The organism is Kitasatospora sp. NPDC059973, assembly GCF_042737525.1.
Lineage (GTDB): Bacteria > Actinomycetota > Actinomycetes > Streptomycetales > Streptomycetaceae > Kitasatospora.
The window spans coordinates 1-14,903 of sequence record NZ_JBHWUI010000097.1; the positions used below are offsets into that span (position 1 = coordinate 1).

Consider the following 14,903-nt stretch of genomic DNA (forward strand, 5'->3'; position numbering starts at 1 on the left):
CCGCCACCACCGCGCCGGGCGCCACCGGGGCCCCGTCGGCCACCGGCGGCTCCGCCGGCACCGCGGGCACCGGCGGTACGGCCGGCACGGCGGGCGCCGGCGGCAACACGCCGAACGCCGTCCCGTCCGCCGCCACCAGCGGGAACCCGATCGGCGGCGCCGGCGGCGGCGCCGGCAGCGGGAAGATCGGCTACGACAACCCGCTGGCGACCACCGCCACCGGCAGCTACCTGGGCAAGACCAAGGCCGACGTCACCCCGGTCTCGGTGGTCAAGGGCACCGCGGCCGAGGTCGCGCCGTACAACTTCAAGCCGGCCGAGCTCGAAGGCAAGACGCCGTACTACGTGACCGTCTCGTTCACCAACCGCACCGGTGGCCCGCTCACCGACGAGTACTTCATGATGCGGTTCAAGGTGAAGTCGGACACCGCCGCCACCGGCGGGGTGCTGCCCGCGCCGACCGTCCTGAAGTCGATCCCGCAGTGCGACTCCGGCAAGAAGCCCGGCACCCTGGCGGACGGCCAGACCCAGCAGCAGTGTGCGGTCTATCTCGTTCCGACCAACACCCCGCCGAAGTTCCTCGTCTTCGGCAGCGTTCTGGACACCGAGCCCCTGATCTGGAAGGCCGGCTGACAGCTCCGCCTGCCGTTCGAAGGGGGCCCTTGAGGGCGGTCCGGCGCGTGTCCCCGCACACGCGCCGGACCGGCCCGGGATACCCCTAAAGTAGGCAGGCATGCAGGTCATCCAGTCCAGCAAGCTCGCCAACGTCTGCTACGACATCCGCGGCCCGGTGCTCGACGAGGCGATGCGGCTGGAGGAGCAGGGCCACCGCATCCTGAAGCTCAACACCGGCAACCCCGCCGTCTTCGGCTTCGACGCGCCCCCGGAGATCCTCCAGGACATCCTGCGCAACCTCTCCTCCGCGCACGGGTACGGCGACTCCAAGGGCCTGCTCGCCGCCCGCCGGGCCGTGGTGATGCACTACGAGGAGCGCGGGCTGCACGGACTCACCGTCGAGGACGTCTTCCTCGGCAACGGCGTCTCCGAGCTGATCCAGCTGGCGATGACCGCCCTGCTCGACGACGGCGACGAGGTGCTCGTCCCGGCGCCGGACTACCCGCTCTGGACGGCCTCCGTCTCGCTGGCCGGCGGCACCGCCGTGCACTACCGCTGCGACGAGCAGTCCGAGTGGTACCCGGACCTCGCCGACATCGAGGCCAAGGTCACCGACCGGACCAGGGCGATCGTGGTGATCAACCCGAACAACCCGACCGGCGCGGTCTACCCGCGCGAGGTCCTGGAGGGCCTGGTCGAGATCGCCCGCCGGCACAAGCTGGTGGTCTACGCGGACGAGATCTACGACAAGATCCTCTACGACGACGCCGAGCACGTCCCGCTGGCCACGCTGGCCCCCGACCTGTTCTGCGTCACCTTCAACGGGCTCTCCAAGGCGTACCGGGTGGCGGGCTTCCGCTCCGGCTGGATGGTGCTCTCCGGCGACCGGCAACGCGCCCGCAGCTACATCGAGGGCCTGACCGTGCTCGCCTCGATGCGCCTGTGCGCCAACATGCCGGCCCAGCACGCGGTGGCCGCGGCGCTCGGCGGCCGACAGTCGATCAAGGACCTGGTGCTGCCCGGCGGCCGGCTGCTGGAGTCGCGGGACGCCGCGTACCGGCTGCTCAACGAGATCCCGGGGGTCAGCTGCGTCAAGCCGAAGGGCGCGCTCTACGCGTTCCCCCGGCTGGACCCGAAGGTCTACAAGATCAAGGACGACGCCCAGATGGTGCTGGACCTGCTGCGCGCCGAACGCATCCTGCTGGTCCAGGGCACCGGCTTCAACTGGCCCGAGCCGGACCACTTCCGCCTGGTCACGCTGCCCCGGGCCGAGGAGATCACCGACGCCGTCACCCGGATCGGCGACTTCCTCGGCGGCTACACCCAGCCGTAGCGGGCCCGGACGGTCAGGCCGTCGCGGTCAGTCCGGTCCGGCTGGCCGTCGCGGTCCGGTCCGGACCGGGAAAAGCTACGGCCGGAGTTCCGGTCCGGACGATCTCCTTGGTCGGGGAAAGATCGTCCGCGGAACTCCGGCCGTCCTGTCGCTCGGTGGGTGCGCGATTCGTGCCACGCACCCACCACTACTCGCCGGGCTGAGGCTCAGGCTCAGCCGAGGCGGGCGACCAGGTCTCGGTACTCGTCCCACAGCTCGGTGGGCGTGTGGGAGCCGAAGAGCTCCAGGTGGGCCGGGACGAGCGCGGCCTCCTGACGCCAGATGTCGGCGTCCACGGTGAACAGCAGCTCCCGGTCGGCCTCGGAGAGGTCCAGGCCGTCCAGGTCGAAGCCCTCGACGGTCGGCAGCACGCCGATCGGGGTCTCGACGCCCTCGCCGGTGCCCTGCAGGCGCTCGACGATCCACTTCAGCACGCGGCTGTTCTCGCCGTAGCCGGGCCAGACGAACGAGCCCTCGCTGTTCTTGCGGAACCAGTTCACGTAGTAGATCTTCGGCAGCTTGGCGGCGTCCGCCTGGGCGCCGACCTTCAGCCAGTGGGCGAAGTAGTCGCCCATGTTGTAGCCGCAGAACGGCAGCATCGCGAACGGGTCGCGGCGCAGCTCGCCGACGGTGCCCTCGGCGGCGGCGGTCTTCTCGGAGGCGATGTTCGCGCCCAGGAAGACGCCGTGCTGCCAGTCGAAGGACTCCGTCACCAGCGGGACGGCGGTAGCGCGGCGGCCGCCGAACAGGATCGCCGAGATCGGCACGCCCGCCGGGTCCTCCCACTCGGGGGCGATGGTCGGGCACTGCGCGGCCGGGACGGCGAACCGGGCGTTGGGGTGGGCGGCCGGGGTGCCGGACTCCGGCGTCCAGTCGTTGCCGCGCCAGTCGGTGAGGTGCGCCGGGGGCTCCTCGGTCAGGCCCTCCCACCAGACGTCACCGTCGTCGGTCAGCGCGACGTTGGTGTAGACGGTGTTGCCCCAGAGGGTCTCGATGGCGTTGGCGTTGGTGTCGACGCCGGTGCCGGGCGCGACGCCGAAGAAGCCGGCCTCGGGGTTGATGGCGTAGAGCCGGCCGTCGGCGCCGAAGCGCATCCAGGCGATGTCGTCGCCGATCGTCTCGACCTTCCAGCCCGGGATGGTGGGCTGGAGCATGGCGAGGTTGGTCTTGCCGCAGGCGGAGGGGAAGGCCGCCGCGACGTACGTGGCCTCGCCGGTCGGCGGGGTGAGCTTGAGGACGAGCATGTGCTCGGCCAGCCAGCCCTCGTCACGCGCCATCGTGGAGGCGATCCGCAGCGCGTAGCACTTCTTGCCGAGCAGGGCGTTGCCGCCGTAGCCGGAGCCGAAGGACCAGATCTCGCGGGTCTCCGGGAAGTGCGAGATGTACTTGGTGCTGTTGCACGGCCAGGCGACGTCCGCCTCGCCCTCGGCGAGCGGCGCGCCGACGGTGTGCACGGCCTTGACGAACTCGCCGTCCTCGCCCAACTGGTCGATCACGGCCCGGCCCATGCGGGTCATCACGCGCATCGACACGGCGACGTAGGCGGAGTCGGTGATCTCGACGCCGTACGCGGCCAGCGGGGAGCCGACCGGGCCCATCGAGAAGGGCACGACGTACATCGTGCGCCCCTTCATCGAGCCGCGGAAGAGACCGTTCTCGCCCTGGAAGACCTCCCGCATCTCGGCGGGGGCCTTCCAGTTGTTGGTCGGACCGGCGTCCTTCTCCTGCTCGGAGCAGATGTAGGTGCGGTCCTCGACGCGCGCCACGTCCGTGGGGTCCGAGGCGGCGTAGTAGGAGTTGGGGCGCTTCTTCTCGTCGAGCTTCCTGAAGGTGCCCTGAGCGACCAGCAGGTCCGCGAGGCGCTGGTACTCCTCCTCGGACCCGTCACACCACTCGATGCGGGCCGGCTGGGTGAGCTCGGCGATCTCGCTCACCCAGGCCAGCAGGCGCTTGTGACGGGTGGGCGCGGATGCGCTGAGAGCGAGGTTCTCGTACGACACGATCGCTCCGTTTCACGCCATCTCGGCACGGAGACGGCGTAGCGGGGGTTTGAGGGTGCTTGCAGCGTAGCTCCGGCCTCAAGCCCCGAACACGGCGCAACGGTGAAATTGACTCATCTTTTACTACATTCAGTCTGGTTACTTGTTGGTAATCCGGCTCCTTCGGCCGACCCGCGCCCGACCCGACCGACCCCCGAACACTCCAAAACGTCCAAGTAGTGATGAGGACCACTTCCTACGCGTCAGTAACCTACGGAGGCGTAGGTAGCAGGTAGCATGCTGCCCATGACTGCTGAGCTCCTGGAGAGCACGGAGCGCGTGGAGATCAAGCCGAGTTGGCGCGGCTGGCTGCACGCCGGGATGTTCCCCGCCACGGTGGCCGCCGGGATCGTGCTGATCTGCCTGGCCGACTCCACGCCCGCCAAGATCGCCTGCGCGATCTACTCGGTCAGCGCCTGGCTGCTGTTCGGGGTCAGCGCGGTCTACCACCGCTTCACCTGGGGGCCGCGCGGCGACGCCGTGCTGCGCCGCCTCGACCACGCGAACATCTTCTTGATCATCGCGGGCACCTACACCCCGTTCACCATCCTGCTGCTGGACGGCGCCGCGCAGCAGGTGCTGCTCTGGGCGGTCTGGGGCGGTGCGCTGGCGGGGATAGCGTTCCGGGTGTTCTGGGTGGGCGCGCCGCGCTGGCTGTACACGCCGGTGTACATCGCGCTGGGCTGGGCCGCCGCCTTCTTCCTGCCGGACTTCCTGCGCACCGGCGGGGTCGCGGTGCTGGTGCTGATGATCGTCGGCGGGGTACTCTACAGCGTCGGCGGCGTGGTGTACGGGCTCAAGCGGCCCAACCCCTCACCGCGCTGGTTCGGCTTCCACGAGGTGTTCCACGCCTTCACCCTCGGAGCCTTCATCGTGCAGTACGTCGGGGTCTCACTGGTGGCGTACAGCGCGACCCGCTGAACCCGGCGCCCCACGACGGGCGGTCGGCCGGTCCAGTGACCGGGCGGCCGCCCGTTCCGCTGTCCACTCCGGACCCGGCCGGCCCGGCCGGCGGTCCCCGCGCTCGTGCGCCGCGCCGTCGTGCCCCGGGCGCTCGTACGCCGGGCGCTCGTACGCCGGGCGCTCGCCCCCCGGACGGTCCCGCGCGGCGCGCTCGCGGGCCGCGCGGTCGTGCCCCGGAAGCCCGGGGGCCCGTCGTTCCGGCGCCGGGAACCCGCGCACCGGGTACTCGCGGCCGGGGTGCTCGCGGATCAGCTGCTCACGCACCCCGTACGGACGGGAGCCGGCCTGCCGCGCGTCCAGCGCCTCGCGCGCCCGGCGGCAGCGCTCGCAGTGCGCCGGGTCCGGCCGGCCGCGCCCCGGACGGTGCCGGCGCGCCGGACGGCGCTCGCGCGGCCCGGCCTGCTGGTGCAGCTGCTGCCAGCGCCGGCCGACGTACACCATCAGCAGCAGCACCTCGACCCCGGCGACCCCCAGCACCAGGACGGCACCGTTGATCAGGTAGGCCGCGACCACGGCCAGCGCGGACACCACCACCACCGCCGCACCCCAGATCTGGGCGCTCGACTCCCTGCCGGCCATGCGACTCCCCTTCCTGCGCCGGGCACGTGGTCGGCTCCTGCCGCCCCACCCCTTCTCGCTCTCGGCACGCTTCGGCCAGCACTGACCGATTGCCACATCCTATCTACCGTCAGTCACCCGATGCCGCCCCGGGGCGGCGAACGCCAGATCAACGTTGCGTCAATTCCTTGTGCGGGAAGCACACTTCCAGGACACGTAACGGTGGGTCACGACTACGCGCGGTGGCGCGCGACATTGACGGCCGCCCCCTTTTGGAAGTTACTGTCATTTGACAGTCACTCCCCCGAAGGCTCCGGAGGCCGCCGTGACCCCTCCCGCCGTACCCGCCCCGCCCGCTCCGCCCGGCCCCGATCCGCGGCGCTGGCTGGCGCTGGTCGCCGTCGCGCTGAGCGTCCTGGTCATCAGCTTCGACATGACGATCCTCAACGTGGCCCTGCCGACCCTGGCCTCCCAGCTGCGGGCCACCACCGGACAGCAGCAGTGGATCGTCGACTCCTACACGGTGGTCTTCGCCGCCGCGATGCTCCCGGCCGGCCTGCTCGGGGACCGCTTCGGCCGCCGCCGCACCCTCACCACCGGCCTCGCCCTGTTCGGCCTCGCCTCCGCGGTCGGCATGCTCGCCGACAGCCCCGGCACCCTGGTCGCCGCCCGTGCGGCGATGGGTCTGGCCGGCGCCCTGGTGATGCCGATGTCCCTGGCGGTGATCCCCGGTCTGTTCCCGGCCGGCGAGCAGCGCCGCGCCACCGCGATCCTCTCCGCCGCGCTCGCCGCCGGGACCCCGCTCGGCCCGCTGATCGGCGGCTTCCTGCTACAGCACTTCTGGTGGGGCGCGATCTTCGTGATCAACGTCCCGCTGACGGTGATCGGCATCGTCGCCTGCGTCCTGCTGCTGCCGGAGACCCGCAACCCCGCCGCACCCCGGATCGACGTGCTCGCCACCGTCCTCGGCGCGGGCGGTCTGGCCGCACTGACCTACGGCATCATCGAGGGCCCCGAACGCGGCTGGGCCGACCCGCTGGTGATCGGCATGATCGGCGGCTCCCTGGTCGCCCTCACCGTCCTGGTGCTGCGCAGCCGCCACCAGCACGCCCCGATGCTCGACCTCACCCTGCTCGCGGACCCGACCTTCCGCTGGGCCGCGGGGGCCGCGACGCTGGTCTCCCTGGTGCTCTTCGGCGCCTTCTTCGTCCTGCCGCTGTACTTCCAGAGCGTGCTGGGCGCGGACGCCTTCGGCACCGGTCTGCGGCTGATGCCGATGATGGTCGGGCTGATGGTGGCCGCCAAGCTCAGCGAGGGGCTGGTCGCCCGGATCGGCCCCCGGGCGGTGATCGCCCTCGGGCTCACCTCGCTGGCCGCCGCCCTGCTGCTCGGCAGCCGCACCTCCGTCGTGGACGGCTACGGCCTGGCGGCCGTCTGGCTCACCCTGCTCGGCCTGGGCATGGGCCTCTCGCTGATCACCGCCCAGGCCTCCGCCCTGCTCACCCTGCCGCCGGCCCGGGCCGGGGTCGGCTCCGGTCTGATGCAGACGCTGCGCCAGGTCGGCGGCGCGATCGGGGTCGCCGTCTTCGGCAGCATGCTGGCCGGCTCCTACCGCGGTGCGCTGGACACCGCCGCGCTCCCGGCCGAGGCCGCGCACCGGGCCGGGCAGTCGGTGGTCGCCGCCGACGCGGTGGCCGCGGCCTCCGGGGACGGCGCCCTGACCGTCTCCGCCCACGCCGCCTACGTGCACGGGATGACGCTCGTCCTGCTCGTCTCCGGGGTGATCGCCCTGCTCTCGGCGGTGCTGGTCGCCCTGCGGATGCCGACCGCCGAACCGCGCCCGGGCACCGGCGCCGGTCCCGCCCCGGAGACCACCGCCGTGCCCGCCGCCGATCACGGATAATCGAAGGTATGAGCGCAACGCAGCCGACCACGGCGCCCCCGGCGGACCCGGCCCACTCGGTCCGGGCGATGCTGGAGGCGCCGCTGTCGCTGCGCGAACGGAAGAAGCTGAGGACCCGCCGGACGATCCGCCGCGAGGCGTACCGGCTGATGGCCGCGCAGGGCTACGAGAACACCACCGTGGAGCAGATCGCGGCGGCGGCCGAGGTCTCGCAGTCCACCTTCTTCCGGTACTTCGCCACCAAGGAGGACCTCGTCCTCACCGACGAGTACGACCCGGCGATCGTCAGCGCGCTGCTCGCCCGCCCCGCTGACGAACCGTTTCTCCGCTCCTGCCGCGAAGCCATCGTCGGCCTGATCCGCGCACTGGTCCAGGACGAACGCGACGAGCTGCTCACCCGCCTGCGGCTGATCCACGACGTCCCCGCGCTGCGCGCCAGGATGCGCGAGAACGCCAACGACCCGCAGCGCCTCTACCTCGCCGTCCTGACCCGGCGCCGGGGCGTCGAGGAGCCGACCTTCGAGATGCGGGTCACCGCGGCCGCCCTGGGCGCGGCGACCGGCGAGACCGTCCTGCGGTGGGCCGAGAGCAACGGCGAGCTGGACATCGCCGACCTGGTCGACCACACCTTCGCCGTGCTGGAGCGCGGCTTCACCGACCTCTAGGGCCGCACCGGCGTAGCCGCGACGGGGCCCGGCCGCCGAGCCGGACCCCGCCGCTCACCCGCTGGAAGCGCTGTCCGACGGACTCGTCATCCGACAAACCCGCTATCCGACGGACCCGCCATCCGGTGGGCCCGCTACCCGATGGACGCGCTAGCCGCGCCGGGCGCCCGCCCGTCGCCGCAGGGCGAGGCCCGCGCCCACCAGCGCCGTGGCGCCCAGGGCCGCCGCCGCCGTGACGGCCGGCAGCGTGCCGCCGTCCGCCGCGGCCGCCCCCTGCCCGGTGGCGTCCGGCTGGTAGCCGCCGCCCTTGCCGGCCCGGTCGTACGCCGAGCCGGGCAGCTTGTCCCCGTACCGCTGGTGGACCAGCCGCTGGTAGGCCGCCAGGCTCACCCCGGACCCGCCCACCGAACGCCGCGCCTCGTCGTCCAGCGGCAGCACCCGGCCGTCCCGCAGCACGTACCAGGCGTTGAGCTGCGGTTCGCGGAACGCCGTCCCGCCACCGCCGGCCGCCGCCCGCGCCGCGTAGTCGGTCTCGTCGCCGCCCGAGGCGATGTTGACCACCCGCCAGCCGTCGCCCTGTTTGACCGTCCAGACCGAGGCCACCTGGCCGTCCGCCGAGACGGCCTTGCTGGCGGTGTACTCGGCCGTCGCGACCGGTGCGCCCGCGGCGCCGGCCACGAAGCCGGCGTCCAGGGTGTAGACCGGCACGGTGTCGCCCGAGAGGCTCGGCGCGGCCGCGCTCGCCGCCCGCGCCTCCTCGGCCGCGCCGATGGTGAGCTGCTGGGTCGGCGGGACGCCCTTGCGGGCGAAGAAGTGGCCCAACCGGTCCAGGACGGCCGGGTCCTGGACCGCGCCCCGGGCCTGCGCGAGGTCGGCGGCGGTGACCGGGGCGGGGGTGCCCGCGGGGCTGTCCGCGGCGGTGTCCGCCTGGGCGGCCGGGGTGACGGCCAGACCGAGGCCGGCGGCGAGCAGGACGGCGACGGCCGCGTTACGGATGCTGGTCATGGCCGCCCTCACGCGCCGATCCGGTACAGGGAGTGGGTCCAGGAGAACGTGCCGTTGGACACGTAGTAGGTGAAGTCCGCCCAGTTGTAGCGGGTGTTGGAGGGCCACGGGTCGCCCCAGTACACCCAGTTGCTGCCGGTGTCGTAGCCGTAGACCACGTGCATGTGGCCACCGCCGGAGCTCCACTGGATCCGGGTCTCGATCGGCCGGTTGGCGTTCACCTCGGTCTGCACCGTGCTGTAGCGCAGGTACCCGGTGACGTACGAGCCGGGGTTGATGCCGACCCGGCTGAGACCGTTCTGCACGTCGCCCAGCGTGGCCTGGCTGTTGGGGCAGCTGGAGTTGGACGAGCGGCCGAACGCGGCGTTGCAGAACTGGTTCTGGCTGTAGTCGTACCCGAACCAGGTGGCGATGGTGTTGCCGCTCGCCGCCCAGCACCAGTTGGTCTGCTGTTGCTGCTGCATGGTGATGTTGAGCTTCTTGAACGTGCCGGCCAGATCGGCCGTACTGCCCGGCGCCGCGGCCGGACGAACCTGGGCGGACGCGCCGGTGGGGGCCGGCACGGCCGAGGCGGGGCTGGTCGCCGCGACGCTGAGCGCCGGGCCGAGCACGCCCAGCGCGAGCGCCGCGACGGCGCGGCGCGGACGTATCCGTGGAACTGGCATGGGGGAGTTTCTCCTTGCACGACAGAGGAGTGGGGGTTCCGTCTGGGTGCGGTCCGGATCGCGCCACCGAGCATCGCCCCGTTGACAGAAGCAGGTCAACGGCCTTCACAGCACGCGGAACGCGGTGTGAACGGCCCGGCCCAGGTGTGAACGCCGCCCCGGAAACGCCCGCGCGGCAGGCCCGGACCGGTGACAAACGGCCTTCCACATGTGAATATTCACGACCAGCCGGTGTCCGCCCTGCCCGCCCACCGAGGAGGCCGCCATGCCGCGGAGCGACCAGGCCGACCTCGCCACCGCGCTGCGCACCGGCCCGTTCCACGTGGCCCTGCGCACCGCCATCGCCGCCCGGGGCCTCGCCCTGCACCGGATCCGCCGGCACCTCGCCCTGCGCGGCATCGACATCGGGGTCACCAGCCTCAGCTACTGGCAGCAGGGCCGCCGCCGACCCGACCGGCCCGAATCGCTGCGCGCGGTCCGGGCCCTGGAGGAGGTGCTGGAACTCCCCGAGCACTCCCTCACCCGGCTGCTCGGCCCCCGCCGGGCCACCCCCGCCGAGCAGGCCGGCCCGCCCGTGCGCCCCTACCGGGACCTCATCTCCCCGGCCGCCGCCGTCGACGACCTGCTCGCCGAGCTCTCCGGCCCGCGCGACACCGGGCTGCACACCATCACCCACATCGAGCGGATCCGGATCGGCGCCGACCGCCAACTGCTGCGCCGCGACTCCCAGCACGCGCTGCGCGCCCACCGCGAAGGCATCGACCGCTACCTGGCCATCTACCAGGGGGACCCGGGCTGCGACATCGCCCGGGTCGGCGTGCGCGCCGAGGAGAACTGCCGCCCCGGCCGGATCCGCCGCGACCAGGCCCATCACCTGCTGGTCGCCGAGCTCCTCCTCGACCGCCGCCTCCGGGCCGGCGACACCCACCTGCTGGGCTACGGCTTCGACGCCAGCCCGTCACCCACGCCCGGCTGCGAGTACGTCCGCGGCTTCAACTCCGGCGCCGGCCAGTACGTCCTCCAGGTCACCTTCCACCCCGCCGCCCTGCCCGTCCGCTGCCACCGCTTCGCCCTCCGCTCCCCCGGCGAGAAGCCCTACGAGACGGAGGAGTTGACCCTCGACGGCCACCACTGCGTGCACCTGGTGGCGACGGCCCTCCAGCCCTGCCTGCTCGGCGTCCGGTGGGACTGGGAGTAGCCCGCCCCCGCGCCGTGGACGGGCCGCCCGCCGGTCACGCCCGGACGCCGAGTCGTTCGGCCAGCACCGCCGGGTCGGTGGTCGGGGCGTCGCAGGCGAAGTGCCGGCAGATGTACGCGGCGGGTGCGCCGCCCACCAGCGGCCGGTCCGCCAGCAGCGGCACCTCGTCGGCGTCCGGTGCGCCGACCGCGACCACCGCGCCGGGCGCGGTGCCCAGCAGCGCCGCCCGGTGCAGCGCGGCCGTCGCCGGATCCCCGGCCGAGCCGACCACGGCCACCTCGCGCGGGCCGTCCACCAGCGCCTCGGCCACGGCCAGGCCCCAGCCGATGAACCGGGGCGCCCGGCCGGCCAGTGCCCCGACGATGCCGAGCGCCCGCTCGGCGGCCGTGCGGTGGCGCGCCGACCCGGTGTAGGCGGCGTAGGTCAGCAGCGCGCCGGCCGCGGCCGTCCAGCCGGACGGGGTGGCGTTGTCCGTCGGGTCCTGGGGCCGCCGGATCAGCTCCTCGGCGTCGTCGGCGGTGTCGTACAGCGCGCCGGACGCCTCGTCGGCGAAGTGCTTGAGCACGGTGTCCAGCAGCCCGCCGGCCAGCTCCAGCCACTCGGCTTCACCGGTGACGGCGTACAGCGCGAGGAAGCCCTCGGCGGTGTCCGCGTAGTCCTCCAGGACGCCCGCGTGGGCCCCGGCCCGGCCGTCCCGGGAGGTGCGCAGCAGCCGGCCGTCCGGCGTGAGGTGGACCGCCAGCAGCAGGTCGGCGGCGCGTTCGGCGGCCTCGACCAGGTCGGGCCGCTCCAGCAGCGCGCCGGTCTCGGCGAGCGCGGCGACGGCCAGCCCGTTCCAGGCGGCGACCACCTTGTCGTCCCGGGCGGGCGCCGGCCGCTCGGCCCGCGCCGCGAAGAGCCTCGCCCGGATCCGCTCGGCCGCCTCGGCGTCCGGCGGGTCGGCCGGCAGCTGCAGCACCGAGGAGCCGTGCTCGAACGTCCCCGTCGCGGTCACCTCGTAGAGCTCCGCCGCGAGGGCCGCGTCCGCCTCCCCCAGCACCTCGGCGAGCTGCCCCGGCGTCCAGGCGTAGTACGCGCCCTCGACCGAGGCGCCGCTCCCGTCCAGGCTGTCGGCGTCCAGCGCCGAGGCGAACGCCCCTTCGGGGGTGCGCAGTTCACGCAGCAGGAAGTCGGCCGTGGAGAGCGCGACCCGGCGGGCGAGCGGGGAGCCGGTGGCCCGCCACAGGTGCAGGTACGCGCGGAGCAGCAGCGCGTTGTCGTACAGCATCTTCTCGAAGTGCGGGACGACCCAGTCGGCGTCCACCGCGTACCGGGCGAAGCCGCCGCCGAGCTGGTCGTGGATGCCGCCGCGGGCCATCGCCGCGGCGGTCCGGACGGCCATCTCCAGCGCGGCCGCCGAGCCGGTCCGGGCGTGGTGGCGCAGCAGGAACTCGATCACCATGGCCGGCGGGAACTTGGGCGCCCCGCCGAAGCCGCCGCGCCGGGCGTCGAAGTCCCGGCCGAGCGCGACCAGCGCCTCGTGCAGCTCGGCCTCCCCCGGCGGCCGGTGGACCCCGCTGCCGACCCCGTACACCGAGGCCCGCTCGGCCAGGTCGGCCCGGATCCGGGCGGCGACCTCGCCGACCTCCTCGCGCCGGTCCCGCCAGGCTGCGTCGACGCCCTCCAGGACCTGCCGGAAGGACGGCATCCCGTGCCGGGGCTCCGGCGGGAAGTACGTCCCGAAGTAGAACGGGTCCTTGTCGGGCGTGAGGAAGACCGTCATCGGCCAGCCGCCCTGCCCGGTGGCCGCCTGCACCGCCTCCATGTAGACCGCGTCGACGTCCGGCCGCTCCTCGCGGTCGACCTTCACCGCGACGAACCGCTCGTTGGCGTACGCGGCCAGCGCCTCGTCCTCGAAGGATTCGTGGGCCATCACGTGGCACCAGTGGCACGCTGCGTAGCCAACCGATAGCAGGACAGGTACATTTCGCCGTCGCGCTTCCTCGAAAGCCTCCGGCCCCCAGGGCCACCAGTCGACCGGATTGTCGGCGTGCTGAAGCAGATAAGGCGAGGTCACACCAGCCAACCGGTTCATACGAGCCAGCCTCTCACACCCCCGCAGCGCTGACCGCGAACTCCACGGAGCTCGTCTCGCTCTGCCCGATTTGTACTCATGCGCCATCACGTGGTGGCCGAGATTTGTCCCGGTTACGCCTAGATCGCCAAGGCAAGCAGCATCTTCGCCGTTGAGTGATCGAATCTCGGTTGCTCACTCTCCGCATTCACTGCCCAATTCGCAAGGGGCTGACCAGCCGCGGGAAGCGCCCCCAGGCATGCACGTGACCGCTATCTGCCTGCGACGTTCACATCGGACCGGCTACCCTACGTGTCATGGGTGGGACTGGGGGCAACAAGGGCAGCCTGGAGTGTCAGCTCATCCTGTACGAGTAGCTCACCGTCGAATACGCAACAGGGTCTACCTCGCCCCAGTCGCAACCGCAGCCAGGAACGGTTCAGTGGTGGATGAGCAGTATGGGTTGGACATGGTGGCGGCCGAGCAGGCCGTCGCTTCTGTGTTCGAGCAGATTGTCGCCGTCCTTGCACGCCGGGCTGATGCGGCGATCGATGACGCGGCCTTATTCCGGCTGGCGGATACGTTGTTTGCTGCTTTTGCCCGCGCGGGTGAAGACGGGCTGACAACTGAGCAGATCAAGGCGGCATGCGCGGCCTTCCCTGACGAGGTGGTCGACAACCGCCTGAGCGTCCTGCAGAAGCTCGGCGCGATCCAGCCCGCATTTGATAAGCCCTACCAGCGCGAGTATCGGGCATCGTTCACCAGCTACGTGTCAATGCTGTTCGTCCAACGGATGTTGGCGCGCGGAGGTCAGTCTGAACTGCACCAGCTTCTGACGATGGAGAAGATCAGACTGGAGGGTGGGCAGAGTACAGCCGAGGAGGCCCTCGACGTTGTTGTCGGAATCACCACGGCGCTTCGGCTCCTCGTCGCCGAGCTCGTGGCGCTGACCGTTGGAGGCACCGTGGAGGCGCTGCGGGAGCGCGCGCCCCTCCTGTGGAATGCGAAGTCCCTGATCGACCAGGCGTCAGCGGTGCATGAGATCCTGCTGGAGTTCTGGCCGGAACTCAGCCGCTGGTGTGGGGAGTTGCGATCGGCGATCGCCGCTTACGAAGATGCCTCGACTAACGCATCGGCACGGCTGATGGCCGCAGCAGGTACCTCGCGGGCGCTGAACCTGTTGCCGCCCGAGATGTGGAGGCGCTTCGCGCGGACGGCAACAGTGGATGAGCTCGCAGCGGTTCTAGCTGATCAAATCTTCGATGCGCCTTCCCCGTGGCACGATGTCGCCGACCTAGCAGAGGCTGTTGCCAGCGGTCCACAGCCGACCAGCAGCCGCGCGACGCCGCCGCGTTCCCGGGTTCCTGATAGGGATGAGCAGCCCTCACAGGAATGGTCCGACGTGGAGGCCGAGCGACTGGCAGGAGTCGCCGAAGAGGTGCTCAATGACCGCGCCTCTGTCGCGGTCGAGCAACTCCTTTCGGGGATGGACTGGGTGATGGCGCGCCGAGTGCTGGCCGACCTGGTTGCCGCGAGTAACAACGATCGGCTCGGGTACCGATTGGTGTGGTCGGGCCCGGTCCAGGTACGGGCGGGCAGCGTACCGTCCTGGCTTACCCCTGGCGTATTTGAGCGAGTGCGGAGGCCCGCGTGAGTGGTACAGACACGGCGCTGTGGTGGGCGAGGGTGCGAGCCGAAGGGCCACTGCGCATGCCGTCAGCGACCCGAACCCCAGCGGGCATGCTGCGAATAGGGGAACGGGATGGTGAGCACATCTGGCTCCTGGCCCGCCCACCCGATGACGTGACGCCGACCGTGCTGCGCGAGCTGCGGATGCAGATGCTCCCAGGAGAGTTTCCGAACGAGAC

At 72.0% G+C, this 14,903-nt stretch carries 11 protein-coding genes and 1 pseudogene; 7 read left to right on the forward strand and 5 right to left on the reverse strand.

Annotated elements, in window-relative coordinates; genetic code table 11:
* Together ACFWA9_RS24645 and ACFWA9_RS24650 are read left to right on the forward strand one after the other, a co-directional pair.
* Nucleotides 1-632 (forward strand): annotated as a pseudogene (locus tag ACFWA9_RS24645) (hypothetical protein); the annotation flags it as partial.
* Nucleotides 633-732: 100 nt separating this feature from the next.
* Entirely contained in the window at nt 733-1,947 is a 1,215-nt protein-coding gene (locus tag ACFWA9_RS24650; RefSeq protein WP_329489394.1) for a pyridoxal phosphate-dependent aminotransferase, read from the forward strand.
* 212 nt (nt 1,948-2,159) lie between these two features.
* On the opposite strand, the gene ACFWA9_RS24655 is transcribed toward ACFWA9_RS24650, so the two are convergent.
* Nucleotides 2,160-3,986, reverse strand: a complete 1,827-nt coding sequence (locus ACFWA9_RS24655) for a phosphoenolpyruvate carboxykinase (GTP) (RefSeq protein ID WP_352289952.1) — start codon at nt 3,984-3,986, stop codon at nt 2,160-2,162.
* Between the two features lie 276 nt (nt 3,987-4,262).
* On the opposite strand from ACFWA9_RS24655, the gene ACFWA9_RS24660 reads away from it, so the two are divergent.
* Nucleotides 4,263-4,946, forward strand: coding sequence for a hemolysin III family protein (locus ACFWA9_RS24660; RefSeq protein ID WP_352289949.1), 684 nt, complete (start codon nt 4,263-4,265; stop codon nt 4,944-4,946).
* Here the strand turns inward: ACFWA9_RS24660 and ACFWA9_RS24665 are convergent.
* A complete protein-coding gene (locus ACFWA9_RS24665; protein ID WP_380389803.1) occupies nt 4,917-5,567 on the reverse strand; it encodes a hypothetical protein in 651 nt (216 codons plus the stop codon). The two genes, ACFWA9_RS24660 and ACFWA9_RS24665, sit on opposite strands and share 30 nt — an antisense overlap.
* 304 nt (nt 5,568-5,871) lie before the next feature.
* On the opposite strand from ACFWA9_RS24665, the gene ACFWA9_RS24670 reads away from it, so the two are divergent.
* The gene (locus tag ACFWA9_RS24670; RefSeq protein ID WP_380389805.1) at nt 5,872-7,449 is read left to right on the forward strand and encodes an MFS transporter; all 1,578 of its coding nucleotides are present in this window, start codon (nt 5,872-5,874) and stop codon (nt 7,447-7,449) included.
* 8 nt (nt 7,450-7,457) lie between these two features.
* The gene (locus tag ACFWA9_RS24675; protein WP_380389807.1) at nt 7,458-8,114 is read left to right on the forward strand and encodes a TetR family transcriptional regulator; all 657 of its coding nucleotides are present in this window, start codon (nt 7,458-7,460) and stop codon (nt 8,112-8,114) included.
* Between the two features lie 150 nt (nt 8,115-8,264).
* On the opposite strand, the gene ACFWA9_RS24680 is transcribed toward ACFWA9_RS24675, so the two are convergent.
* Both ACFWA9_RS24680 and ACFWA9_RS24685 read right to left on the reverse strand, forming a co-directional pair.
* The gene (locus tag ACFWA9_RS24680) at nt 8,265-9,119 is read right to left on the reverse strand and encodes a hypothetical protein (RefSeq protein ID WP_380389809.1); all 855 of its coding nucleotides are present in this window, start codon (nt 9,117-9,119) and stop codon (nt 8,265-8,267) included.
* An 8-nt stretch (nt 9,120-9,127) separates the two neighbouring features.
* Entirely contained in the window at nt 9,128-9,784 is a 657-nt protein-coding gene (locus ACFWA9_RS24685; protein ID WP_380389811.1) for a papain-like cysteine protease family protein, read from the reverse strand.
* Between the two features lie 265 nt (nt 9,785-10,049).
* Between ACFWA9_RS24685 and ACFWA9_RS24690 the strand changes: the two genes are divergently transcribed.
* Nucleotides 10,050-10,982 carry a hypothetical protein gene (locus ACFWA9_RS24690; RefSeq protein WP_352289932.1) on the forward strand — a complete coding sequence of 311 codons (933 nt, stop codon included), beginning with the start codon at nt 10,050-10,052 and terminating at the stop codon, nt 10,980-10,982.
* A 34-nt stretch (nt 10,983-11,016) separates the two neighbouring features.
* Here ACFWA9_RS24690 and ACFWA9_RS24695 read toward each other — a convergent pair whose 3' ends face one another.
* On the reverse strand, nt 11,017-13,056 hold the full coding sequence (locus ACFWA9_RS24695; protein WP_380389813.1) for a thioredoxin domain-containing protein: 2,040 nt from the start codon (nt 13,054-13,056) through the stop codon (nt 11,017-11,019).
* A gap of 421 nt (nt 13,057-13,477) precedes the next feature.
* Between ACFWA9_RS24695 and ACFWA9_RS24700 the strand changes: the two genes are divergently transcribed.
* Nucleotides 13,478-14,689: a hypothetical protein gene (locus tag ACFWA9_RS24700; RefSeq protein ID WP_380389815.1), complete on the forward strand. Its 1,212-nt coding sequence runs from the start codon at nt 13,478-13,480 to the stop codon at nt 14,687-14,689.
* Nucleotides 14,690-14,903 lie beyond the last annotated feature (214 nt).

What these genes read in the sequence shown, in the direction of transcription:
- ACFWA9_RS24650 (WP_329489394.1), top strand. Translation starts at nt 733, where the DNA reads ATGCAGGTCATCCAGTCCAGCAAGCTCGCCAACGTCTGCTACGACATC.
- ACFWA9_RS24660 (WP_352289949.1), top strand. Translation starts at nt 4,263, where the DNA reads ATGCTGCCCATGACTGCTGAGCTCCTGGAGAGCACGGAGCGCGTGGAG.
- ACFWA9_RS24665 (WP_380389803.1), bottom strand. Translation starts at nt 5,567, where the DNA reads ATGGCCGGCAGGGAGTCGAGCGCCCAGATCTGGGGTGCGGCGGTGGTG.
- ACFWA9_RS24675 (WP_380389807.1), top strand. Translation starts at nt 7,458, where the DNA reads ATGAGCGCAACGCAGCCGACCACGGCGCCCCCGGCGGACCCGGCCCAC.
- ACFWA9_RS24680 (WP_380389809.1), bottom strand. Translation starts at nt 9,119, where the DNA reads ATGACCAGCATCCGTAACGCGGCCGTCGCCGTCCTGCTCGCCGCCGGC.
- ACFWA9_RS24685 (WP_380389811.1), bottom strand. Translation starts at nt 9,784, where the DNA reads ATGCCAGTTCCACGGATACGTCCGCGCCGCGCCGTCGCGGCGCTCGCG.
- ACFWA9_RS24690 (WP_352289932.1), top strand. Translation starts at nt 10,050, where the DNA reads ATGCCGCGGAGCGACCAGGCCGACCTCGCCACCGCGCTGCGCACCGGC.
- ACFWA9_RS24695 (WP_380389813.1), bottom strand. Translation starts at nt 13,056, where the DNA reads ATGAACCGGTTGGCTGGTGTGACCTCGCCTTATCTGCTTCAGCACGCC.